At 60.0% G+C, this 21,853-nt stretch carries 22 protein-coding genes; 5 read left to right on the forward strand and 17 right to left on the reverse strand.

What is annotated here, in order from left to right; genetic code table 11:
* Positions 1 to 33: 33 nt before the first annotated feature.
* From FRT59_RS10600 to FRT59_RS10620, 5 genes are read right to left on the reverse strand one after another with little or no spacing between them, the layout of a single operon-like run.
* Positions 34 to 669, reverse strand: coding sequence for an SCO family protein (locus FRT59_RS10600; protein ID WP_153871175.1), 636 nt, complete (start codon positions 667 to 669; stop codon positions 34 to 36).
* Positions 666 to 1,565: a heme o synthase gene (gene cyoE, locus FRT59_RS10605; RefSeq protein ID WP_034116641.1), complete on the reverse strand. Its 900-nt coding sequence runs from the start codon at positions 1,563 to 1,565 to the stop codon at positions 666 to 668. Before cyoE ends, FRT59_RS10600 begins: the two co-directional genes overlap by 4 nt.
* Positions 1,553 to 2,632: a COX15/CtaA family protein gene (locus FRT59_RS10610; protein WP_034116640.1), complete on the reverse strand. Its 1,080-nt coding sequence runs from the start codon at positions 2,630 to 2,632 to the stop codon at positions 1,553 to 1,555. The genes cyoE and FRT59_RS10610 overlap by 13 nt, the downstream gene beginning before the upstream one ends.
* A 10-nt stretch (positions 2,633 to 2,642) precedes the next feature.
* Positions 2,643 to 3,227 carry a hypothetical protein gene (locus tag FRT59_RS10615; protein ID WP_153871176.1) on the reverse strand — a complete coding sequence of 195 codons (585 nt, stop codon included), beginning with the start codon at positions 3,225 to 3,227 and terminating at the stop codon, positions 2,643 to 2,645.
* Positions 3,193 to 3,957: an SURF1 family protein gene (locus FRT59_RS10620; RefSeq protein ID WP_153871177.1), complete on the reverse strand. Its 765-nt coding sequence runs from the start codon at positions 3,955 to 3,957 to the stop codon at positions 3,193 to 3,195. Before FRT59_RS10620 ends, FRT59_RS10615 begins: the two co-directional genes overlap by 35 nt.
* 32 nt (positions 3,958 to 3,989) lie before the next feature.
* Here FRT59_RS10620 and FRT59_RS10625 point away from each other — a divergent pair, with 32 nt between their 5' ends.
* The gene (locus FRT59_RS10625) at positions 3,990 to 4,193 is read left to right on the forward strand and encodes a twin transmembrane helix small protein (protein WP_153871178.1); all 204 of its coding nucleotides are present in this window, start codon (positions 3,990 to 3,992) and stop codon (positions 4,191 to 4,193) included.
* A 6-nt stretch (positions 4,194 to 4,199) separates the two neighbouring features.
* Here the strand turns inward: FRT59_RS10625 and FRT59_RS10630 are convergent, their stop codons facing one another.
* The 4 genes from FRT59_RS10630 to coxB form a co-directional block, all read right to left on the reverse strand.
* Positions 4,200 to 5,087, reverse strand: a complete 888-nt coding sequence (locus tag FRT59_RS10630) for a cytochrome c oxidase subunit 3 (protein WP_034116637.1) — start codon at positions 5,085 to 5,087, stop codon at positions 4,200 to 4,202.
* Between the two features lie 35 nt (positions 5,088 to 5,122).
* A complete protein-coding gene (locus FRT59_RS10635) occupies positions 5,123 to 5,674 on the reverse strand; it encodes a cytochrome c oxidase assembly protein (protein WP_034116636.1) in 552 nt (183 codons plus the stop codon).
* A 150-nt stretch (positions 5,675 to 5,824) separates the two neighbouring features.
* Positions 5,825 to 7,408: a cytochrome c oxidase subunit I gene (ctaD, locus tag FRT59_RS10640; protein ID WP_003187339.1), complete on the reverse strand. Its 1,584-nt coding sequence runs from the start codon at positions 7,406 to 7,408 to the stop codon at positions 5,825 to 5,827.
* Between the two features lie 58 nt (positions 7,409 to 7,466).
* Complete coding sequence (gene coxB, locus FRT59_RS10645; protein WP_153871179.1) at positions 7,467 to 8,594, reverse strand: cytochrome c oxidase subunit II; 1,128 nt, start codon at positions 8,592 to 8,594, stop codon at positions 7,467 to 7,469.
* A gap of 369 nt (positions 8,595 to 8,963) precedes the next feature.
* Between coxB and FRT59_RS10650 the strand changes: the two genes are divergently transcribed.
* Positions 8,964 to 9,611 carry a hypothetical protein gene (locus FRT59_RS10650; RefSeq protein ID WP_034116634.1) on the forward strand — a complete coding sequence of 216 codons (648 nt, stop codon included), beginning with the start codon at positions 8,964 to 8,966 and terminating at the stop codon, positions 9,609 to 9,611.
* Positions 9,612 to 9,679: 68 nt separating this feature from the next.
* Here FRT59_RS10650 and FRT59_RS10655 read toward each other — a convergent pair whose 3' ends face one another.
* The 6 genes from FRT59_RS10655 to FRT59_RS10680 all read right to left on the reverse strand — a co-directional run bounded on the left by FRT59_RS10655 (position 9,680) and on the right by FRT59_RS10680 (position 17,261).
* Positions 9,680 to 11,227 (reverse strand): SulP family inorganic anion transporter, encoded by a 1,548-nt coding sequence (locus tag FRT59_RS10655; RefSeq protein WP_153871180.1) that lies wholly within the window; start codon positions 11,225 to 11,227, stop codon positions 9,680 to 9,682.
* A gap of 85 nt (positions 11,228 to 11,312) precedes the next feature.
* Complete coding sequence (locus FRT59_RS10660) at positions 11,313 to 12,041, reverse strand: carbonic anhydrase (protein ID WP_153871181.1); 729 nt, start codon at positions 12,039 to 12,041, stop codon at positions 11,313 to 11,315.
* 229 nt (positions 12,042 to 12,270) lie between these two features.
* Complete coding sequence (locus FRT59_RS10665; protein ID WP_153871182.1) at positions 12,271 to 13,329, reverse strand: PA0069 family radical SAM protein; 1,059 nt, start codon at positions 13,327 to 13,329, stop codon at positions 12,271 to 12,273.
* A gap of 81 nt (positions 13,330 to 13,410) precedes the next feature.
* Positions 13,411 to 14,709, reverse strand: a complete 1,299-nt coding sequence (locus tag FRT59_RS10670) for a cytochrome c (RefSeq protein WP_153871183.1) — start codon at positions 14,707 to 14,709, stop codon at positions 13,411 to 13,413.
* A gap of 12 nt (positions 14,710 to 14,721) precedes the next feature.
* Positions 14,722 to 16,506: a GMC family oxidoreductase gene (locus FRT59_RS10675; RefSeq protein WP_034116629.1), complete on the reverse strand. Its 1,785-nt coding sequence runs from the start codon at positions 16,504 to 16,506 to the stop codon at positions 14,722 to 14,724.
* A gap of 2 nt (positions 16,507 to 16,508) precedes the next feature.
* The gene (locus FRT59_RS10680; protein WP_153871184.1) at positions 16,509 to 17,261 is read right to left on the reverse strand and encodes a gluconate 2-dehydrogenase subunit 3 family protein; all 753 of its coding nucleotides are present in this window, start codon (positions 17,259 to 17,261) and stop codon (positions 16,509 to 16,511) included.
* Positions 17,262 to 17,537: 276 nt separating this feature from the next.
* Here FRT59_RS10680 and FRT59_RS10685 point away from each other — a divergent pair, with 276 nt between their 5' ends.
* A complete protein-coding gene (locus tag FRT59_RS10685; RefSeq protein ID WP_153871185.1) occupies positions 17,538 to 18,194 on the forward strand; it encodes a dual specificity protein phosphatase family protein in 657 nt (218 codons plus the stop codon).
* 31 nt (positions 18,195 to 18,225) lie between these two features.
* Here the strand turns inward: FRT59_RS10685 and FRT59_RS10690 are convergent, their stop codons facing one another.
* Positions 18,226 to 18,501, reverse strand: a complete 276-nt coding sequence (locus tag FRT59_RS10690) for a YheV family putative zinc ribbon protein (protein WP_153871186.1) — start codon at positions 18,499 to 18,501, stop codon at positions 18,226 to 18,228.
* On the reverse strand, positions 18,498 to 20,549 hold the full coding sequence (prlC, locus tag FRT59_RS10695; protein ID WP_325167957.1) for an oligopeptidase A: 2,052 nt from the start codon (positions 20,547 to 20,549) through the stop codon (positions 18,498 to 18,500). Before prlC ends, FRT59_RS10690 begins: the two co-directional genes overlap by 4 nt.
* Positions 20,550 to 20,651: 102 nt before the next feature.
* Between prlC and FRT59_RS10700 the strand changes: the two genes are divergently transcribed.
* Together FRT59_RS10700 and FRT59_RS10705 are read left to right on the forward strand one after the other, a co-directional pair.
* The gene (locus tag FRT59_RS10700) at positions 20,652 to 21,194 is read left to right on the forward strand and encodes a gamma carbonic anhydrase family protein (RefSeq protein ID WP_034116625.1); all 543 of its coding nucleotides are present in this window, start codon (positions 20,652 to 20,654) and stop codon (positions 21,192 to 21,194) included.
* Entirely contained in the window at positions 21,191 to 21,850 is a 660-nt protein-coding gene (locus FRT59_RS10705; protein ID WP_153871188.1) for an HAD family hydrolase, read from the forward strand. Before FRT59_RS10700 ends, FRT59_RS10705 begins: the two co-directional genes overlap by 4 nt.
* Positions 21,851 to 21,853: the final 3 nt, after the last annotated feature.

Raw genomic sequence — 21,853 nt, forward strand, 5'->3', positions numbered from 1 at the left:
CAAGCCCCCTCCCACATTTGTTTTGTGTTGCTTTTATTTACGCTGTACCAACCCCGGCAACTGCGCCACCAGCTTCTGGTTATTCAACGGCGCCCGGATAAACCCGCGCTGCGTACCATCCGGCCCGATCAGCGCCAGGTTGCCGCTGTGGTCGACGGTGTAGTTCGGCTTGCTGGTATCCGCCGGAATGAAGGGAATGCTCACCGCATTCGAGACCTTCTGCACATCCTCCACATTCGCGCCGGTCAGGCCTTCGAACTGCGGATCGAAGTAGCCCAGGTATTGCTTGAGCTGCGTCGGGGTATCGCGGTGAGGGTCGACGCTGACCAGGATCACCTGCAACTTATCCACAACCTCTTTGGGCAGCTCGCTCTTGATCTGGCGCAGCTGGGCGAGGGTGGTCGGGCAAATGTCCGGGCAAAAGGTATAGCCAAAAAACAGCAGGCTCCACTTGCCTTTCAACTCATTGACCAGCACCGGCTGGCCGTCCTGGTTGGTCATGCTCACCGGCGGCAGCTGGCGGCTTTGCGGCAGCAGGATGATGCCCGCGTCGATCAGCGCAGTGGGGTCGCCCTGGCCTTTGCCCGAGAGCACTTTGTTGACGGTCAGGCCCATGATCAACGCCACCAGGGCCACGAGGATGAAGACGGTTTTTTGAGTTCGAGTCATAGGTTCAACAGTAAGTAGTGGTCTACGAGCAGGGCGATAAACAACAGGAACAGGTACCAGATAGAGTACTTGAACGTGTTGATCGCCGCGTGCGGCTGGCTGCCACGGTACAGCACCCAGGCCCATTGCAGAAAGCGCGCGCCCAATACCAGGGCACAGGCCAGGTAGAGCAGGCCGCTCATATGGATGACGTAGGGCATCAGGCTCACCGCCAACAGGGCGAAGGTATACAGCAGGATATGCACCTTGGTGTAGTGCTCGCCATGGGTGACCGGCAGCATCGGGATGTCCGCCTTGGCGTATTCCTCTTTGCGGTGGATGGCCAGGGCCCAGAAGTGCGGCGGGGTCCAGGCGAAGATGATCAGCACCAGCAGCAGCGGCTCAGCACTCACATGCCCGGTGACGGCGACCCAACCCAGCAGGGGCGGCGCGGCGCCAGCGAGGCCGCCGATGACGATATTCTGTGGCGTCGCACGCTTGAGAAAGCCGGTGTAGATCACCGCATAACCGAGCAGCGAAGCCAACGTCAGCCAGGCCGCCAGCGGGTTGGTGAACGCCAGTAGCAGGGCCAACCCTGCAACAGCCAGAAACAATGCAAACGCTAACGCCGCAATCGGTGCTACACGCCCCTCAGCCATCGGCCGTTTATGGGTGCGGGCCATCACCGCATCAATCCGCCGGTCGACCACATGGTTCACCGCCGCCGCGCCACCCGCGCACAGGGCAATGCCCAGGTTGCCGAACACCAGCACCGTCCACGGCACCCCGGCGCGGGTGGCGAGGAACATGCCCACCAGCGAGGTGATCAGCATCAGCACCACCACTTTCGGCTTGGTCAGCTCCAGATAGTCACGCCAGATCGCCTGATCGTGACGTGCGCCGATCAAGGTCGCCATGGCATCTCTCCTTTAAGGGTAATCAGGCCCGACACCTGTTTGCGCGGGATGAAACGCCAGCCGAAGGGTAGCTGGTTGCGAACCCGTACCAGACTGGTGCGGGCGTGGTAATTGACCAGTACCAGGCTCAGCAACAAGGCCGCGCCGCCCGCGTTATGGCCCACCGCCACTGGCAGCGGCAGGCCCAACGCCACATTGCTCACCCCCAGGCTGATTTGCGCGGCCAGGACGATCAGCAGCAAGCCCGCCAGCCGCGTCATGCCCACGGCGCGCAGTTGCCAGGCCAGGCCCAGCAATACCAGGGTGACCAGCACTGCGCCGATGCGATGAGTCAGGTGGATCGCCGTGCGCGCCTCGCTGTCGAGCTGGCCGCCCAGGTAATTGGGGCCGATGTGTTGGGTCAGGTGAAAGCCATTGGCAAAATCCGCCGCCGGCCACCACTGGCCGTGACAGGTCGGCAGGTCGACACAGGCCACGGCGGCGTAGTTGGAGCTGACCCAACCGCCCAGCGCAATCTGCCCGATTACCAGCACCAGCCCGGCCGTTGCCCAATATTGCAGGCGCTTGGGCACGATCAGCGCCGGCAGCACGCCGGACAGTCGCAGGGTCAACAGGAACAACAGGCTCAAGGTGGCGAAGCCGCCCAGCAAATGCCCGGTCACCACCTGCGGCCACAGTTTCAAGGTCACCGTCCACATGCCAAAGGCCGCCTGGGCGAACACCACCGCCAACACAAACAACGGCAATTTCACCGGCTGGCCCGGATCACGCCGATGGCGCCACGAGCGCGCCGCCAGCAGCGCGATCAATAGCCCCAGGCTGCCGGCGAAGTAGCGGTGGGTCATCTCGGCCCAGCCTTTATCAGCCTCCACCGGCGTATCGGGAAAATGCAGTTCGGCATGGGCCAGTTGGGCTTCGCTGTTGGGGACACTGATAAAGCCATAGCAGCCCGGCCAGTCCGGGCAACCCAGGCCGGCGTGGGTCAGGCGTGTGTAGGCGCCGAGCAGCACGACAATCAGCGCCAGCAACGTGGCAAACAGCGCGAGGCGAAATCCAGGTTTGGCCATGACGATGCCCTTATCCGATATTCGACAGTTTCAGCAGCAGGCGCAGGTCGTTGAGCAAGTCCTTGCCCTTGACCCTGGCGTCGTAGCGCAGTACCAGGTTGCCGTGGGGGTCGACGATCCACAGTTGCGCCTCACCGGGCGCGGCAGCGTTCCTGGTAAAGGTCGATAGATCCAGCGAATAGCGCTGCAGTTGTGGGTATTCGGCCTTGAGCTTGGCCTCGTATTCGGTGCTCAGCGGTTGCGCAGCGGCCAGGGCATGGCTGGCGCGGGACGCGTCGCGGCCAAGGCTGATTTGCAGCTGACGTGCCAGGTAAACCAGTTGTTGGCAGTCGTTGGCGCACGCCGTGGGCGCGGTGACCAGTAGCTGCCAGCGGTCTTGATCGGCCTGCACGCCGATATCGGCACGGGTCTGGCCGTTGCCGATCAGTTCGCCGTGGTAGCTGCGGCTCTCCGGCACCCAGAACTGCAATTTGTACATGAAGGTCGCCAGCACCATCGGGCCGATCACCATCATCAGGATCAAAATCAACTGCCAGCGGCCTTTGCGCCGGTCGGGCGTCTCAGACGTGCTGGGTGGATTCATGGCCGCTCCCATGGGGCTTCTCCTTTTTATTGTGCCATCCGAGGTAGAGGTAAAGCACCAGCAGTGCCAGTGCCATGGCGAACCACTGCACCGCGTAGGCCAGGTGTTTTTCCGGGCCCATAGCGACTATTGGCCAGGTGGCTTCGTACGTACCGGGGCCTGCTTCGGCACGCAGCTCGTAGGCAAAACCGCTACGCCCCAGCTCGCTCCACAGCGCGGCGGGGTGCAATGCGGTAAGCAGACGTGGCCATTGCGCACTTGCAGGGTCGGCATGCAGTTGGAAGGTCTCGCCAGGGGCGACGTACACCCAGGCATCGAGATTCAGTACGTGTTCAGGAGTGGAAAAGGTCGGCGGCGTGCGCCGGTCCGGCCACGGCAGCCAGCCGCGGTTGAGCAATAGCCACAGGCCGCTGGCCTGATCATGGAAGGGCTGCAGCAGCTCGACACCGGCCTTGCCGTCACGCATACGGTTATCCAGCAATACGCTGTGCTCGGCATCGAATTGACCACGAAGATGAACGCGGCGAAAGGCTGGGTCGGCCATGTCATTGAGCTGCGCACTGCTCACCGGTTCTGCGGCGCGGCGCTCGGCATAACGGTCCACCAGCAGCTGTTTTTCATGCCCACGGGACAGTTGCCAGAACCCCAGGCACACCATCAATGGCAGCAACACCAGCACCACCAGCGTCGGCGCGATACCCGGACGAAAGCGCTGCATGGCACTGGCTATACTGGATTTCATCGCCCCTCCCCCTGTAGCCCTGGAGCCAGACCATGCTCAAAGCAGCCATTGCCCTGATGCTGATCGCGACTGTCATGAGCCTGTTCAGTGGCTTGTTCTTTTTGGTCAAGGACGAGGGCAACTCCAACCGCCTCGTCACTGCCTTGACCGTGCGTGTGGTACTGGCCGTGATCACCGTAGGCTTGATCGCCTGGGGTTTCTTCAGCGGCCAACTGGTCTCTCATGCGCCGTGGTAAGCCGCCTCACAGCACATAGACGAAGAAAAACAGCCCGATCCACACCACATCCACAAAGTGCCAATACCAACTGGCCGCCTCGAAACCGAACTGGTGCTCGGCATTGAAATGCCCACGCAGGATGCGCATCAGCATCACAAACAGAATGATGGTGCCGATAGTGACGTGGGCGCCGTGAAAGCCGGTGAGCATGAAGAAGGTCGCGCCGTAAACGCCTGAGCCCAGGGTCAGGCCCAATTCTTTATAGGCGTGGATGTACTCCTCGGCCTGGAACCCGAGAAACGCCAGGCCCAACAACACCGTGATCGCCAGCCAGATTTTCAGCGCACCGCGATGGCCTTTGCGCAGGGCATGGTGGGCGATGGTGATGGTCACGCTGGAACTGACCAGCAGGATGGTGTTGACCAACGGCAGCCCCCACGGGCTGATGGTGCCTTCAGGCGCAGGATAGAGCTTGGGGTCAGGGTTATTGAGCAACGGCCAGGCGAACTCGAAGTTTGGCCACAGCATATGCGCAACGCCCTTGGAGCCTTCACCTGCCAACCACGGCGCCGACATGTGCCGCACATAAAACAGCGCACCGAAGAACGCGATAAAGAACATCACCTCCGAAAAGATGAACCAGGTCATGCCCCAGCGGAACGAGCGGTCCATCTGTGCGCTGTACAGCCCGGCGCGGCTCTCCTTGATCACCGCGCCAAACCAGCCGAAGAGCATGTAGGCCAGCAACAATCCGCCCACGAAAAAGATCCACGGCCCGTGGGATTCCGGGCGTGCTGCCTTCAAGTCGTTGAACCACACGGCCAGGCCATACACGGTGACCAGCATGCCGATCGTGGCAATTATCGGCCATTTGCTTTGCGCTGGTACGTAGTACGTATCATGAGTCGACATGTATTCGCTCTCCTGATTGAGGGGGCAAACAGTAGCTAGCCGCCGCCGTTCGCAGCCACCGGCGGTTGACGCGCAGTGATATCGAACAACGTGTACGCCAGGGTCAAATGCCTCACATCCTTGGGCATGGCGCGGTCGACGATAAAACGCACCGGCATCTCGATACGCTCGCCTGGCTGCAGCACCTGCTGGGTGAAGCAAAAGCATTCGGTCTTGTGGAAGTACATCGCCGCTTCGGCCGGGGAGATACTCGGGATCGCCTGGGCGGTCATCGGCTTATCGGTGGGGTTGTAGGCCACGAACAACATCTCGTTGACCGCGCCAGGATTGACCACGATCTCATCGGCCTTTGAATGAAACTCCCAGACCATGTCGATGGCATTGGTGGACAGAAACTGCACCCGCACCTGGCGCGAGGGGTCGACGACTTGTTCACCCTCGTACTGCCCGGCGGTTTTGCCATTGATGCCGAATGCCTTGCACATCACGTCGTAGATCGGCACCAGGGCAAAGCCGAAGGCGAACATTGCCAGCACCAGGATCAACAGGCGGGTGACAAGGCGTTTGATGGGTACGGAGTCAGCCATGACGATCACCCGAGCCGAACTCGGTCAATGTGGGAGCGGGCTTGCTCGCGAATGCGGTAAGCCAGGCGCCACCTGCGGCGACTGATACACCGCTTTCGCGAGCAAGCCCGCTCCCACAGGGGGTATGTGTAGGTATAGCGAACCGGGTATTCACTTGACCTCCGGCGGCGTAGTGAAGGTGTGATACGGCGCCGGCGAAGGCACGCTCCATTCCAGGCCCTCAGCGCCATCCCACGGCTTGGCCGGTGCCGGTGGGCCACCGCGAATGCACTTGATGACAATGAACAGGAAAAAGATTTGCGTGGCACCAAACATGAATGCGCCGATGGACGAGACCATGTTGAAGTCAGCGAACTGCAGGTTGTAGTCCGGCACCCGGCGTGGCATACCGGCCAGCCCCACAAAGTGCATTGGGAAGAACGCCATGTTCATGCCCACAAAGGACAGCCAGAAGTGCAGCTTGCCCAGGGTTTCGTCGTACATGTGGCCGGTCCATTTCGGCAGCCAGTAGTAGGCCGAGGCGAAGATCCCGAAGATCGCGCCGGGCACCAGTACGTAATGGAAGTGCGCCACCACGAAGTAGGTGTCGTGGTACTGGAAGTCCGCCGGCGCAATCGCCAGCATCAGTCCAGAGAAACCGCCGATGGTGAACAGGATCACGAAGGCCACCGCAAACAGCATCGGCGTTTCGAACGTCAGTGAGCCTTGCCACATGGTGCTGACCCAGTTGAACACCTTCACCCCCGTGGGCACAGCGATCAGCAGGGTGGCGTACATGAAGAACAACTCACCCACCAGCGGGATACCCACCACGAACATGTGGTGCGCCCACACGATGAACGACAGGAACGCGATGCTCGCCGTGGCGTAGACCATCGAGGTGTACCCGAACAGCGGCTTGCGCGAGAAGGTCGGGATAATCGAGCTGACGGCACCGAAGGCCGGCAGGATCATGATGTACACCTCGGGGTGGCCGAAGAACCAGAACACATGCTGGAACAGCACCGGATCCCCGCCACCGGCCGCACTGAAGAAACTGGTACCGAAGTGGATATCCATCAGCATCATCGTTACGCAACCCGCCAGCACCGGCATCACTGCGATCAGCAGGAATGCAGTGATCAGCCAGGTCCACACGAACAGCGGCATTTTCATCAGGGTCATGCCCGGCGCGCGCAGATTGAGGATGGTGGCGACCACGTTGATCGCGCCCATGATCGAACTGATGCCCATCAGGTGGATGGCAAAGATGAAGAACGTCACGCTTTCCGGCGCATAGGTGGTGGAAAGGGGGGCATAGAAGGTCCAGCCGAAGTTCGGCCCGCCACCGGGCGTGAACAAGGTGGAGACCAGCAGCAGGAATGCCGCAGGCAGCAACCAGAAGCTGAAGTTGTTCATGCGTGGCAGGGCCATGTCCGGCGCGCCGATCATCAGCGGGATCATCCAGTTGGCCAGGCCGACGAACGCCGGCATCACCGCGCCGAACACCATGATCAGGCCATGCATGGTGGTCATCTGGTTGAAAAACGCCGGCTGCACGATCTGCAGGCCCGGCTGGAACAGCTCGGCGCGGATCACCATGGCGAACGAGCCGCCGAGCAGGAACATGGTGAAGGCGAACCACAGGTACATCGTACCGATGTCTTTGTGGTTGGTGGTCAGCACCCAGCGCATCAAGCCTTTGGCGGGGCCGTGGGCGTGGTCGGCATGACCATGGTCGATCACAGTGCTCATGGCCGTTCTCCTGCAAGCGAGTAAGCGGGGCGATTCAGGGCATTCGCAATGAAGGTAGTCATTTGCTTTCCGCCTGTTTCAGAGCCAGCACGTCTTTGGGCGTAACCATGTCGCCTTTGTTATTACCCCAGGCGTTACGCTCGTAGGTGACCACGGCGGCGATATCCACTTCCGAAAGCTGCTTGCCGAACGCAGCCATCGCGGTGCCGGGCTTGCCGTGATAGACCAGACTCAGGTGATCGGCTGCAGGCCCGGTGGCGATTTTAGAACCCTTGAGCGCCGGGAACATCGGCGGCAAGCCTTGACCTTCGGCCTGGTGACAGGCGACGCAGGTGGTGTGGTAGACCTTGTCACCACGGGCCACCAACTCGTCCAGCGTCCACTCTTTGGAGGTCAGCTCCTTGAGCTTGGATGCTTCCTCCTTGCGCTCGCCAATCCAGGTGTCGTAGTCGGCCTTGGACTTGACCTCGACCACGATGGGCATGAAGCCGTGGTCCTTGCCGCACAGTTCAGCGCACTGGCCACGGTAGATGCCGGGTTTCTCGACGCGTGTCCAAGCCTCGTTGACGAAGCCGGGGATGGCGTCGCGCTTGACCGCAAAGGCCGGCACCCACCAGGAGTGGATCACGTCGGCGGCGGTCACCAGAAAGCGCACCTTGGCGCCCACTGGCAACACCAACGGCTGGTCGACTTCCAACAGGTAATGTTCGCCCTTGGTGGCCTGGTTATGGATCTGCTCGGCGGGCGTGGCCAGGTTGCTGAAGAACTCCACATCCTGGCCCAGGTATTTGTAATGCCACTTCCACTGGTAGCCGGTGACTTGGATATCGATATCCGACTCACTGCTGTCGTAGATGTTGATCAGGGTCTTGGTCGCCGGGATGGCCATGGCCACCAGGATCAGCAGGGGCACCACAGTCCAGAGGATTTCCACGGTAGTGCTTTCGTGGAACTTGGCTGCTACCTGGCCCGTAGACCGGCGGTGCAGGATCATCGACCAGAACATCGCGCCAAACACGACAATGCCGATCACCACACAAATCCAGAAAATGGTCATGTGCAGGTCAAACACAGCGTGACTGACTTCAGTAGCCCCTGGCGCCATATTCGTTGTCCAGGCGGCGTGCGCCTGGCCGAATACCGACCACAAAAGTAGGCCCATCCAAACGTGTGGATGTCGCGTCATTGCGGGTTCCCCTTTATGTTTCTTGTTATCCCGCCGGTTTGCACCTGCGGCGAAGGGAGCGGCTTCCATACTGCTTACAACCGCCAAGCCTTGCCTGCGTCATGCAGTTGGGCGTCATCAGCTAATTGCGTACAAAAACGAGTATAGACAGCCAGGGCAACCCCGCAATGTGTAGGGGGAAATGAGCGAAAACAGACCGGCGGCCCCAATAAAACCGGGGGCGCAAACGTTTATCCGACGAACGATGGCATTTCGATATAACACACATGCATAACCATGAAATAATTATGACAAATGCGTCTTAGGTGCTCGTATAAACGAGCTACCTTTTCCTCTCCCTTTTCCTACGCCTGCTTCACTGGAGCCTTCATGAACACCGCCGCATTGCGCGAGCAGATTTCCCGTGCCCATCAACACGAAGCCAGCACTGGCCAGCTTGCCACCCAGCTGGAAAAACAATTGCCGCACCTGCATTCGGCCATTTCCCTGGCTGACGGTGATAGCACCCAAGTCATGACCCGTTTTGTCACTGCCTACATCGAACTCGTCCCGGAGTTGCTGGAAGCCGCCAACGACGTGGCCCGCGAAGCCGGTATCGAAAGCCAGATCAAACCCGTGCTTAAGATCGCCGAACATTTTTTCCTGCAGCCGCCCGCGATCCTGGCGGGTCATGAAGGGCTCGACGGCCTGCTGGACGAGGCCTACCTGGCCCATCGTTTAGTGGAGGAGGTCAACGATCTGTATATCAAGCACTTCGGCCAACCGTTGATTCCGGCGGATACCACCGTTGCCAACGTCATTGCTCATCGATTGATCGGCGAAAAATTCGCCAACCAATTGGATGAAGCCGTACACCACGCGGTGGATGAAATGCTCAACGAAGACAGCTTTGCGCTGGAGTCGGTCGAGGCGTACCGCGAACAGCTCAAAAGCCCGCAAACAGAAGCGGCGTGGAAGCGCTGGCCATGCCTGTCGCGCCAACTTGGGGTTGAGTTGACGTTGGATCAGATGGCGTAAATCGTCCGGCTTACCAAGATCAAATGTGGGAGGGGGCTTGCCCCCTCCCACATTTTTGATCGGGTTCGTCAGGGAGTAGACGGCGCTGACCCGATCCCCACCGTCGTGCGCACCCGGCCTTCCAATCGGCGCTTCAACCCGCGAGCCTCGATCACCAGTGTCGAGCCCTTGGCCGCATTGGCCCGGCCCCACTCCTCCAGCAACTCCAGGCATGAATGGTCGATGTAACTCAAGTTGCTCAGCGGCACATGCAACGTGGTTCCCGCAGGCACCGTCGACAGTACCTGAGTCAGCGCCGGCACTTTCAGAAAGGTCGCCGCCCCCGTCAAGCGCAACTCCATCTCACCGTCCTGGGGCAGGTCGATCAGGCTGACTTTCAGTCGCGAAGCCTTGAATGCCAGTTTGAGCAACGTCAGCCCGAAGCCCACCAGCACACCAGTCAGCAGGTCGGTAAAGATGATTGCCAGCGCCGTGGCCGCATAGGTAAACATCGGCATCCGCCCATAGCGCCCCAGCGCCTTGAACGCCTTGACGTCCACCAGCTTGATCCCGGTGTACACCAGCACACCCGCCAGGCTAGCGACCGGAATGCTTTGCAGCACGCTCGACAGCAAGAGCACGAAGCCCAGCAGCCACAGGCCATGGAACATCGCCGACAGCCGCGTGGTAGCACCTGCCTGCACGTTGGCCGAGCTGCGTACGATCACGCCAGTCATCGGCAAAGCGCCAACCAGGCCACAGAGCATGTTGCCGACACCTTGGGCAGACAACTCCTTATCGAAGTCAGAACGCTGGCCGCTGTGCATACGGTCCACCGCGGCGGCAGACAACAGGGTTTCAGCACTGGCGATAAAGGCTACGGCGAATGCCGCGATCAACAGTTGTGGATCAGCCAGGTTCAGCAGATCACTGGGACGCAGCCAGTCGATAGCGTCCGCGAGGTTTTCCGGGACCTCCACGCGCTTGACCTCCAAGGCCAGCACCAGGCTGGTGACGGTCGCCAGGCCCACGCCAAGCAAGGCACCTGGAACAAACCGCAACTGTTGTGGACGGAATTTATCCCACACGTACATCACCAACATGGTCGACAGACCGAGCAGACCCGCCTGCCAACCGAGCCCTCCACCGAGGGTAGGAATCGCTTCAGCCACCGCAGCCGGGAAGCCTGCCAGGTTATCCAGCCCAGACGGCTTGGGCGCCCCGTCGAGCATCACATGGATCTGCGATAGCACAATCAACACGCCAATCCCCGCCAGCATGCCGTAGACAACAGCCGGCGCCGTGACACGAAACCAGCAGCCCAGGCGCAGACGCCCGGCCACAAGTTGCAGGAAGCCCGCCAGCAACAGGATCGGTCCTAGCATCAACATGCCATGCTGGCGCACCAACTCGAACACCAACACCGCCAAACCCGCCGCCGGACCACTGACTTGCAGCGGCGACCCCGCCAACCAGCCCACCACCAAGCCACCGATGATCCCGGTGATCAGCCCCTTGGCCGGCGGCATGCCGGACGCGATCGCAATCCCCATGCACAGGGGCAGGGCGACCAGAAACACAACCACGGAGGCGAGCAGCTCCCGTGGCAGTACAGCTTTCAATTGAGCAGCACGCATGATGGCTCTCCCGAGGCATTCGCCGGGCACGGCAAAGCCCGGCTGCATCCATGGCAGCCACCGCTTTACCCGGCAGGGAAGTGTTTTAGAAGCGCGCTCTAGGCGTCGCGGATGGGATGGGCTCAGTGCCGTTCAACGGTCTGAATGCCGACTTTTCCGCATCGTAAGCCCGAATTTCACTGGTCTCGATGTTGTAGATCCAGCCATGGATAAACAGATGACCATTGGCCATGCGCGAAGCTACGGAGGGGTGGGTGCGCAGATGCTGCAACTGGGCGATGACGTTTTCTTCGGTCAGTACCTTCATGCTCTCGCCTTCATTGGCGCAGTCGCAGTTGTCATGGACCATGGTCTTGGCGACCTCGGCGTGACGCAGCCATGCCTTGACCGTCGGCATTTTTTCCAGGCTGTCAGGGTTGAGTACTGCACGCATGGCGCCGCAGTCGGAGTGCCCACACACGATAATGTGCTGTACGCCAAGGGCGAGCACTGCGTACTCGATGGCCGTGGAGACACCACCGTTCATCTGGCCATAGGGAGGCACCACGTTACCGACGTTACGGGTCACAAACAGGTCGCCGGGGGAGCTTTGGGTAATCAGCTCAGGCACGATGCGCGAATCGGCACAGGTAATGAACATCGCCCGCGGGCTCTGGGCCGTGGCGAGTTTCTTGAAGAGTTCTTCCTGCTGGGGGAAGACGTCGTGATGGAAATGCAAAAAGCCGTCAACAATATGCTTCAACGCTGCATCGGCGGACTCCGCCACAGGGGCTGAAGCCGACGCAGCCAACGGCTGTTTATCCTTGTCACTCATGATTCATCCTCTTGATTAATGCAGGGGAGTGTTCAAGTCTGTTCGACGCCGGGAGAGTGGGATAGTTGGAAAAACCCCGACAAACCACGGCGCCGACTTATCAGTCACTCGTGGAACAAGGTAACCGCCGAAACTTAACTCAAACTGAATGAACCGCTCTAGATCGCGGGTTTCGGTGATGTCAAAACGCGACTATTCCTACAAGTGCTTCGCGGTGTTCCTCTTCAGTTTACAGCAATGCCATCTGCCTGCCCGGAGGACAGAACGCCGTGCAATCCAGGTTGAACCCTTCACGACGGTTCAGCCCCAATCGCTTGATCGCCTTGCTGAAGCGTTGCGCCAGCAGATCAGCAAAAGGCCCCTCACCCCGCATGCGCACACCGAAACGGCTGTCATAGACCTCACCACCGCGTACCTGGCGCACCAGGCTCATGACATGGGCCGCACGCTGCGGGTAATGGGCCGCCAACCACTCCTCGAACAACGGCGCCACCTCCAACGGCAGGCGCAGCATCATATACGCTGCGCTTTGTGCACCGGCCGCGTGAGCCTCGGCGAGCAGGCTCTCCAGTTCGCTGTCGTTGATCATCGGAATCATCGGCGAGCACAGCACGCCCACCGGGATACCCGCGTCATGCATCACCCGAATCGCCCGCAGCCGCGCCTTGGGTGCTGCCGTGCGCGGCTCCAGGATGCGCTTGAGCTCGTCGTCCAGGCTGGTGAGGCTGATCATCACCGCCACCAGGCGCTGGCGGGCCAACTCGGTCAGCAGGTCAAGATCGCGCAGGATCAGCGACCCCTTGGTGATGATAGTCACTGGGTGCCGGTAGCGCAGCAGCACTTCCAGGGTTTGCCGAGTGATCCTGTATTCGCGCTCGATAGGCTGGTAAGGGTCGGTATTGGAGCCCAGGTTGATCGGCGCGCACACATAGCCAGGCTTCGACAACTGCTGCTCCAGCACATCGGCCGCGTTGCTCTTGGCGATCAACCTGGTTTCGAAGTCCAGCCCCGGGGACATGTCCCAATAGGCATGGCTGGGCCGCGCATAACAATAGATACACCCATGCTCGCAGCCGCGATAAGGGTTGATCGAGCGATCAAAGGGCAAGTCCGGCGAGTTGTTGCGGGTGATGATGGTCTTGGCCGTTTCGATACGTACTTCGGTGCCTTGAGTCTGGGGCACCTCCTGATACCAGCCGTCGTCCTCCGCCACGCTGACCGTAGGTGCGAACCGATTGTGCAGGTTGGTGGCGGTGCCCCGACCACGGGGCGGCAGCGGAGTAGACATGAAAACGCCTCGATACTGTTTTTATATACAGTATCGAGGCGCAGGGGTTCTGACCAGTGCCGTTTGGCGGTCAGCGAAGGATCAGTGTTTTTGCGTCACCTGCCCCAGGTCATCCCCCGAGGTGGTGCGCATATCACTTTTGCGCAAGTTCGCCACATCACTGGCATTAACCGGTGCACCTTTGTTGCCCCAACTGCCACGGATGAAACTGACCACATCCGCCACTTCCTGGTCCGACAGGCGCCACGCGAACGCCGGCATGGTGAAGGTCGACGGCGCCGCATGCGTCGCCGGCAAGGTGCCGCCGTTCAACACAATGTTGATCAACGACGTGGCATCCGCCGTCTGCAATACCGGGTTGCCCGCCAGCGCCGGGAACACCCGCGTATAGCCATGGCCATCGGTGCGGTGGCAGGCCGCACAGTTGTCGATATACACCGATGCGCCCGGCTTGCTGTCATCACCTTTCCAGAGCGCCTCGGCTACCTGCTTGTCGTACTGGTGCGGCTGGTCCTTGGGGTCGACCGCCGGCAGGCTCTTGAGGTAACGAGCGATAGCGGTCAGGTCGTCTTGCGACATGTACTGCATACTGTGGACAACCACGTCGCTCATACCGCCGAATACCGCGCTGCGGTCACTGCGACCGGTCTTGAGAAACTGCACCAGTTGCTCTTCGCTCCAACTGCCGAGGCCGTCCTTGTGGTCACCGCGCAGGCTTTTCGCGATCCAGCCTTCCAGCGGTGCACTGCCGGACAGAAAAGCGTTGCCGTCTGTGGCACTCAGGGCTTTTTCCTGCATGGTCAGGGCGCGAGGCGTATGGCAGGCGCCGCAGTGGCCCAGACCTTCAACCAGATAAGCGCCACGATCGATCACCGGATCAGCAGCGGCTTGCGCCTGATGTTCCTCGACAGCGGGTGCGAACATCCAGCGCCAAGCCGCCAAAGGCCAACGCATGCTCAACGGCCAGGGTATTTCGCTGTCCTTGTTCTCCTGGGCGACCGGCTCAACGCCCTTCATGAAATACGCATACAACGCCTGCATATCGCTGTCGCTGACACGCGCGTAAGACGGGTAGGGCATCGCCGGGTAAAGCGTACTACCGTTCTTGGCGACGCCATGACGCACGGCCTTGTCGAAATCCTCGAAGCTGTAGTCGCCCAGGCCGGTCTTGTCCGGGGTGATGTTGGTGGAATAGATCACACCGATGGGCGTTTCCATCGGCAGGCCGCCGGCGAAGGGTTTGCCACCCTTGGCGGTGTGGCAGGCCACGCAGTCACCAGCACGTGCCAGGTATTCACCTTGTTTGATCAAGTCGGTTTCGGCGGCGCTTACCGAGCAGCTGCTGAAGAGCGCCAGGGAGGCGATAACGAATGCTTTCATGGTCATCGCTCCTTATGCCTGAACCAGTGGGCCGGGGTTTTTCAGGTATTGCTCGCGGATAGCCCGAGCCGACCAATAGGTCAACGCTGCCACCAGGCCTGTAGGGTTGTAGCCCAAACCTTGTGGGAAGGCGGACGCACCCGGGACAAACACGTTGTGTACATCCCAGCACTGCAGGTAGCGGTTCAACGCGCTGGTTTTCGGGTCGGTACCCATGATCGCGCCACCGTTGAGGTGAGTGGTCTGGTACGAGGCGGTGTTGAAGTGATCACCGACCTTCTTGCCCAGTACGGCGATGGCCTTGGGGTTCATGGCTTGGGCGACCTTGCCCATTTTCTCGATCATGAAGCGGTTCATCTTGATGTCGTTTTCTTGCCAGTCGAAGGTCATGCGCAGCAGCGGCAGGCCGTAGGCATCGCGGTAAACCGGATCCAGATCCAGGTAGTTACTGCGGTAAGACTGATGGGCACCGTGGGCATCCATCGACACCTGATGGGTGTAGTAATCCGCGGTGGCACGCTTCCAGGCGCTGCCCCAGGCCGGTGTGCCCGGTGGGTTGGAGGTACCGGCGATCGGCCGGCTGCCCGCCTGGTTGACCCACATCGGCGAACCACCCACGAACCCGTGAGGGCCATGGTCGAAGTTGTCGGCATTGAAGTCGTCGATGGCCACGCCATTGCCGCCCGCACCGATAAAATTGTTGGTGTGGGTGTCCTTGTCGAAGAACGCCTTGATGGTGCCCATGTTCTGGTAGGCAAAGTTCCTGCCCACCACGCCCTCATTGGTAATCGGGTCGTAGGGCTTGCCGATGCCCGACAGCAGCATCAGGCGCACGTTGTGAAACTGGAATGCGCCAAGGATCACCAGGTCTGCCGGCTGCTCGCATTCGCGGCCCTGGGCGTCGATATAGGTCACGCCGGTGGCTTTTTTCTGGGTGCTGTCCAGGTTGACCTTGAGCACGTGGGAGTTAGGCCGCAGCTCGAAGTTCGGCACCTGGCGCAAGGCCGGCAGGATGTTCACGTTCGGTGATGCCTTGGAATACATGTAGCACACGTAACCACTGCAGAAACCGCAGAAGTTGCACGGGCCCATCTGCGCCCCGTACGGGTTGGTGTACGGCCCGGAAGTGTTGGCCGACGGCAGGTTGTAAGGCTTGTAACCCACTTCAGTCGCTGCTTTCTGAAACAGCTGTGCGGAGACAGTATTTTTCTGCGCCTCCAACGGGAAAGGGTTGGAGCGATCCGGCGCATACGGGTTGCCACCGCGGCCTTCGCCTACCAACTGGCCTTTGACGGTCCAGGCCTGGCCGGAGGTGCCGAAGACTTTTTCCGCATAGTCGAAAAACGGCTCGAGCTCTTCATAGCTGACGCCGAAATCCTGGATGGTCATGTCCTTGGGAATGAAGTTCTTGCCGTAGCGTTCTTCGTAATGGCTGCGCATGCGCAGTTCGATGGGGTCGACGCGAAAGTGTACGCCCGACCAGTGCAGGCCCGCGCCCCCTACGCCATTACCCGGCAGAAATGCACCCAACTGACGGTTGGGCAGGGCAACATCATTCACGCTATGGCGAATGGTCACCGTCTCTTTGGAGATGTCTTGGAACAGCTTCTTACGAACGCTGTAGGTCAATTCGTCGATGACCTGGGGATAGTTGCCGTCCGGATAAGTGTCCTGCATCGGGCCGCGCTCCAGCGCTACCACGTTGAGGCCCGCTTCCGTCAGCTCCTTGGCCATGATCGCGCCGGTCCAGCCGAAGCCCACAATCACCGCATCCACTTTCTTCATGATGGTCGCCACGTTTATGCCCTCTCGCCGCGAATGGAAACAGCCGGGAAGGGGTATTGCTCGTTGCGTTCCACCCAATCCATAAAGTCGGCGCGGGCGCCGGGGAAGCCGATCATGGTCCAGCCGACCATGCCTTTATTGCCGCCGTGGATCGGGTCGCAGAAGAAGCCTTCCTTGGTATTTTGCAGCAGGAGGTTAAAGAACATCTTTGGCGGTACAGCGTCGAAATGCGCCGTCACTTCGCTGCCGCCAGCCTCAAGGCGCCGCAGCATATCGTCTCGGGTAGCGCTGTCTTGCGCGGCAAAAACCTTACCGTTGAACGCCTTCGACCACGCATCCGTAGCGGCAATACCCAAGCGATAGATCTCCTTGGGCACTAATTTGCTCTGCCAGCCCATCTCTGGCGGCGCATCGGCATTGAACGGGCCTTGCATAAACCATAGGGCGCCGCTGGCATACGGTGTGTTCATCTGACGGTCGATGTATTCCGGCGCGCCAGCCTCCAAGGCGCCTGGGCCCTGGGCATCAGCGGGAATCAAGCGCTCGACAGCAGCGTTGATAAACGCCCATTCCTCGGCTGTGAAGTAGCTGGGCTCGTACGCTTTTTCACTCCCCGCAGGTTTGGCCGGCGCCGCCTGGGCTGGCTCCGGCGTGGCCATCAGCATCGAACCGCCAAGGCCGGTACTGGCAACCGTGACCACCGGGATCAAGGTCAAGGATTTGCGTAGAAAGTCACGCCGGGGGTTGTCTTGATCTTGATCAGACATGGGTACACCTCATCATGTGGTCACGGGTTTATCCGCCGCTTCTGGGAGCAACGTGAAGGTTTACCAAGCAATGGGATCCAAAAACATAGAACACACTGGCAAACAATAGTTACAAATGATAGCAGGCTAAGAATTGAGAAGACTCGATCCAGTGACAAAAAACACCGGATCAGATTGGGTGAATCACGATTCTTTGACGAAGACCTCACGCGGCATTGACCCTGCGTAAGTGAATCTGCGCCCCATCAGCCACTTCCTTATGCGGTCACAGAGTTCATGTTCAACACACGATTACTGCCCATTCTCGGCCTGGCGGTCATGACCCTGTTCAACACACTTCAAGCCCAAGCCGATGACGCTGGCTCGATCCGCTCGCCGGAATGGGCCCAACCGGTAGGTGACCAATACAACCTGCATCAAATGACGCCCACGCTTTATCGCAGCGCGTTACCGGACAGGGGTGCGCTGCCGGTATTGGAAAAGCTCAAGATCGGTACGGTAATCAACTTTCTGCCGGAATCTGATTCGGCGTGGCTCAAGTCATCTGATATCAAACAGGTGCAGTTGAGTTATCGCACCAACCATGTCGACGACTCCGACGTGCTGGCGGCGCTTAGGGCGATCCAGGCAGCAGAAGCCGACGGGCCAGTGCTGATGCACTGCAAGCATGGCGCCGACCGCACCGGGCTGATGGCCGCGATGTATCGGGTGGTGATTCAGGGATGGAGCAAGGAAGACGCACTGAACGAGATGACGCTGGGCGGTTTCGGCAGCAGTAACGGCTTCAAGGATGGGGTCCGCTACATGATGAAGGCGGATATCGACAAAATACGCGCCGCTTTGGCCAATGGCGATTGCAGCACCAGTGCATTCGCGTTGTGCTCAATGAAGGACTGGGTGACCACGACGGGCAAGGAAGAGAAAAAACTGTAGGAGCGAGTTCGCCCCTACAGTGAGTCAGGTTTTAGTCTTTTTTGAGCTTCGGATTAGGAAAGAACTGCACCGCCTGCACCTTTGGATCCGCCGGCGCTTTCAATGCCGATGTATTAACCCGCGTGCCCAATTCCTTGGGCACCGAAAGCCCCTGATCATTGAGCGTATCGGTATAGCCGCAGGCCACACATTCGCGGTGCGGCACGTTGTCTTCGGTCCACATCTTCAACTTGTCCGGCTCGCTGCACGCCGGGCAGACCGCCCCGGCGATAAATTGCTTTTTGGTAATCACAGACCCTTCGCTCATGCTGCCGCGTCCTCACTCAGGCCGCTGTGGCGCAAGAGTGCGTCAATCGACGGCGCCCGTCCGCGGAAGTCGACGAACAGCACCATCGGCGCCTGGGAGCCCCCACGGGCCAGGATCGCTTCACGGAACGCTCGGCCCGTCTGGGCATTGAGCACGCCGTCTTCTTCGAACTTGGAGAACGCGTCAGCCGACAGCACTTCAGCCCACTTGTAGCTGTAGTAACCCGCCGCATAACCACCGGCGAAAATGTGCGCAAAGCTGTTGGGGAAGCGGTTGTAGGCCGGCGGGCGCATGACCGAAACTTCATCGCGCACGCCCTCGAGCACCTGCGCCACGCTGCGACCATCGCCATGGGTGGCGTGCAGCTCAAAGTCGAACAGCGAGAACTCCAGTTGACGCACCATCATCAGGCCGGACTGGAAGTTTTTCGCCGCGAGCATTTTTTCCAGCAGGTCCTGAGGCAATGGCTCGCCGGTTTCATAGTGGCCGGAGATCAGCGCCAGGCCTTCGGGCTCCCAGCACCAGTTCTCCATGAACTGACTAGGCAGTTCCACCGCATCCCATGCCACGCCGTTGATACCGGATACGCCGGCATGTTCAACGCGGGTCAGCAGGTGATGCAGGCCGTGGCCGAATTCGTGGAACAGAGTGGTGACTTCATCGTGGGTCAGCAGCGCAGGCTTGCCGCTGTCGGCCGGAGTGAAATTGCACACCAGGTTGGCGACAGGGCTTTGCAGCACGCCATCGACGGTGCGGCGGCGGTCACGGGCACCGTCCATCCAGGCACCGCCGCGCTTGTTGGCGCGGGCGTACAGGTCGAAGAAGAAGCGCCCGACGTGCTCGCCGTTTTCCTTGATTTCAAACAGGCGAACATCCGGGTGCCAGGTGTCGAAGCCTTTCTGTTCGGCGATCTCGATGCCATACAGGCGCTGCACAATGGCAAACAGACCGCCCAGCACCTTGTCGATGGGAAAGTAGGCACGCAGGGCTTCCTGGGACACGCTGTAGCGCTGTTCGCGCAGTTTTTCGCCGTAGAAACCACTGTCCCAGCTCTGCAGGTCGGCGCAGCCTTGTTCGGCGGCGTAGGCCTTGAGCTGTTGCAGATCCTGGGCGGCAAACGGCTTGCTGCGCTTGGCCAGGTCACGCAGGAAGCTGAGCACCTGGTCGCTGGACTCGGCCATTTTGGTCGCCAGGCTCAGCTCGGAGAACGATGCGTAACCCAACAACCGGGCCAGTTCCTGACGCAGGTCGAGGATCTGTTCCATCACCGGGCCGTTATCGTTCTGGCCGGCGTTCGGGCCTTGGTCCGACGCACGGGTGCAATAGGCGGCGTAAACCTCTTCACGCAGGGAACGGTCCTGGGCGTAGGTCATTACCGCGTAGTAGCTAGGAAACTCCAGGGTAATCAGCCAGCCATCAAGGTCTTTGGCCTGGGCCGCGGCGGCCATTTGCGCTTTGGCCGAGTCGGTCAGGCCGGCGAGGGTGACTTCATCGGTGACATGCTTGGTCCACGCCTGGGTGGCGTCCAGCAACTGGTTGGAGAACTTGCTGCCCAGCTCGGAAAGCTTGCTCTGCACTTCGGCATAGCGCTTTTGCTGCTCCGGCGGCAGATCGATGCCCGACAGACGGAAGTCGCGCAGGGCGTGTTCCAGAATGGTTTTTTGCGCCACATCGAAACCGCCAGCTTCGGGGCTGTTGGCCAGGGCTTCAAAGGCCTGGAACAGTTCACGGTTCTGGCCCATCTCGGTTGAGTAGGCACTCAATGCTGGCAGGCAAGCCTCGTAGGCTTCGCGCAGCTCGGCGCTGTTGCACACGGCATTGAGGTGGCTGACAGGGCTCCAGGCAGCCCCGAGGCGATCATTCAGCTCATCCATGGCGAGGACCAGACCGGCCCATGTCGGATTTTTACCCTGGCTTTGCAGGATGTCTGCGATAGCCACACGGTTGTCGGCGAGGATCTGTTCGATGGCCGGCTGGACGTGCTCGGCACGGATCGCCGAGAACGGCGGCAGGTCGTAGGACTGCAAAAGAGGGTTGTTCGCGCTCACGGTTGGCACCTTGGCTGAAGAAACATGTAAGAACAAAGATGGGGCCATCTTAATTACAATCAACACCCACCGCAGCTATCAGCAGAAGAGAGAGAGGCTATCGTGACGCTTCGCACCTATCAGAACCATACGCCAACCCTGGGCGCCGGGGCTTTTGTGGACATTTCGGCGGTGGTGATCGGCGATGTCGAAATCGGCACCGACAGCTCGGTTTGGCCGCTGACCGTGATCCGCGGCGACATGCACCGCATCCGCATTGGTGCGCGCACCAGCGTGCAGGACGGCTGCGTGCTGCACATTACCCATGCGGGGCCGTTCAATCCCGAGGGTTTCCCGCTGCTGATCGGCGACGACGTGACCATCGCCCACAAAGTTATGCTGCATGGCTGCACCGTGGGTAACCGCATCCTGATCGGCATGGGCAGCATTGTGATGGATGGTGCCGTGGTGGAGGACGACGTAATTATCGGCGCCGGCAGCCTGGTGCCGCCAGGCAAGAAACTCGACAGTGGTTTTTTGTACGTGGGCAGCCCGGTTAAACAGGTCCGCGCACTGACAGACAAAGAGCGTGCCTTTTTCACCTACAGCGCCGCGAACTACGTGAAGCTCAAAGACCTGCACCTGGCTGAAGGATTCGATCAATGATTCTGAACTACCCAACCGTCCTGTTCGACCTGGACGGCACGCTCACCGACCCGCGTGAGGGCATTACCCGTTCGATCCAGTATGCCCTTGGCAAACTGGGCATCGACGAGCCCGACCTGACCAAACTCGAACACTTCATCGGCCCACCCTTGCTGCAGGCGTTCATGCAGTTCTACGGCTTCGACGAGGCCAAGGCGTGGGAAGCAGTGAATTTCTATCGCAAGCGTTTCAAGGTCACCGGGCTGTATGAAAACCGTGTATTCGACGGCGTCATGCCATTGTTGGAAGAATTGAACAGCCAAGGGCGCCAGTTGTACGTGGCTACCTCCAAACCGTGGGAATTTGCCCGTGAGATTGCTCGGCATTTCGACTTTGCCAAGCACTTCAAGGTGATCTACGGCAGCGAGCTGGACGGCACGCGCACCAACAAGGTCGAGTTGATCGCCCACTTGATGCGTGAGGAAGGGCTGGACCCGGCCACCACTTTGATGATCGGTGATCGCAAGCATGACCTGATCGGCGCACGCAGTAACGGGTTGGATTCGGCAGCGGTAGGGTATGGGTTTGGCAGTTTTGAAGAGTTGAATGCCGAGGCGCCGACCTGGCATTTCGAGACGTTGGCACAGATGCACCAGGCATTTTTGCAGCGTTCTTGAAAC

Source organism: Pseudomonas haemolytica (assembly GCF_009659625.1).
GTDB lineage: Bacteria > Pseudomonadota > Gammaproteobacteria > Pseudomonadales > Pseudomonadaceae > Aquipseudomonas > Aquipseudomonas haemolytica.

Coding starts and splice junctions, on each gene's coding strand:
- FRT59_RS10600 (WP_153871175.1), bottom strand. CDS start 669: ATGACTCGAACTCAAAAAACCGTCTTCATCCTCGTGGCCCTGGTGGCG.
- cyoE (WP_034116641.1), bottom strand. CDS start 1,565: ATGGCGACCTTGATCGGCGCACGTCACGATCAGGCGATCTGGCGTGAC.
- FRT59_RS10610 (WP_034116640.1), bottom strand. CDS start 2,632: ATGGCCAAACCTGGATTTCGCCTCGCGCTGTTTGCCACGTTGCTGGCG.
- FRT59_RS10615 (WP_153871176.1), bottom strand. CDS start 3,227: ATGGGAGCGGCCATGAATCCACCCAGCACGTCTGAGACGCCCGACCGG.
- FRT59_RS10620 (WP_153871177.1), bottom strand. CDS start 3,957: ATGAAATCCAGTATAGCCAGTGCCATGCAGCGCTTTCGTCCGGGTATC.
- FRT59_RS10625 (WP_153871178.1), top strand. CDS start 3,990: ATGCTCAAAGCAGCCATTGCCCTGATGCTGATCGCGACTGTCATGAGC.
- FRT59_RS10630 (WP_034116637.1), bottom strand. CDS start 5,087: ATGTCGACTCATGATACGTACTACGTACCAGCGCAAAGCAAATGGCCG.
- FRT59_RS10635 (WP_034116636.1), bottom strand. CDS start 5,674: ATGGCTGACTCCGTACCCATCAAACGCCTTGTCACCCGCCTGTTGATC.
- ctaD (WP_003187339.1), bottom strand. CDS start 7,408: ATGAGCACTGTGATCGACCATGGTCATGCCGACCACGCCCACGGCCCC.
- coxB (WP_153871179.1), bottom strand. CDS start 8,594: ATGACGCGACATCCACACGTTTGGATGGGCCTACTTTTGTGGTCGGTA.
- FRT59_RS10650 (WP_034116634.1), top strand. CDS start 8,964: ATGAACACCGCCGCATTGCGCGAGCAGATTTCCCGTGCCCATCAACAC.
- FRT59_RS10655 (WP_153871180.1), bottom strand. CDS start 11,227: ATGCGTGCTGCTCAATTGAAAGCTGTACTGCCACGGGAGCTGCTCGCC.
- FRT59_RS10660 (WP_153871181.1), bottom strand. CDS start 12,041: ATGAGTGACAAGGATAAACAGCCGTTGGCTGCGTCGGCTTCAGCCCCT.
- FRT59_RS10665 (WP_153871182.1), bottom strand. CDS start 13,329: ATGTCTACTCCGCTGCCGCCCCGTGGTCGGGGCACCGCCACCAACCTG.
- FRT59_RS10670 (WP_153871183.1), bottom strand. CDS start 14,709: ATGAAAGCATTCGTTATCGCCTCCCTGGCGCTCTTCAGCAGCTGCTCG.
- FRT59_RS10680 (WP_153871184.1), bottom strand. CDS start 17,261: ATGTCTGATCAAGATCAAGACAACCCCCGGCGTGACTTTCTACGCAAA.
- FRT59_RS10685 (WP_153871185.1), top strand. CDS start 17,538: ATGTTCAACACACGATTACTGCCCATTCTCGGCCTGGCGGTCATGACC.
- FRT59_RS10690 (WP_153871186.1), bottom strand. CDS start 18,501: ATGAGCGAAGGGTCTGTGATTACCAAAAAGCAATTTATCGCCGGGGCG.
- FRT59_RS10705 (WP_153871188.1), top strand. CDS start 21,191: ATGATTCTGAACTACCCAACCGTCCTGTTCGACCTGGACGGCACGCTC.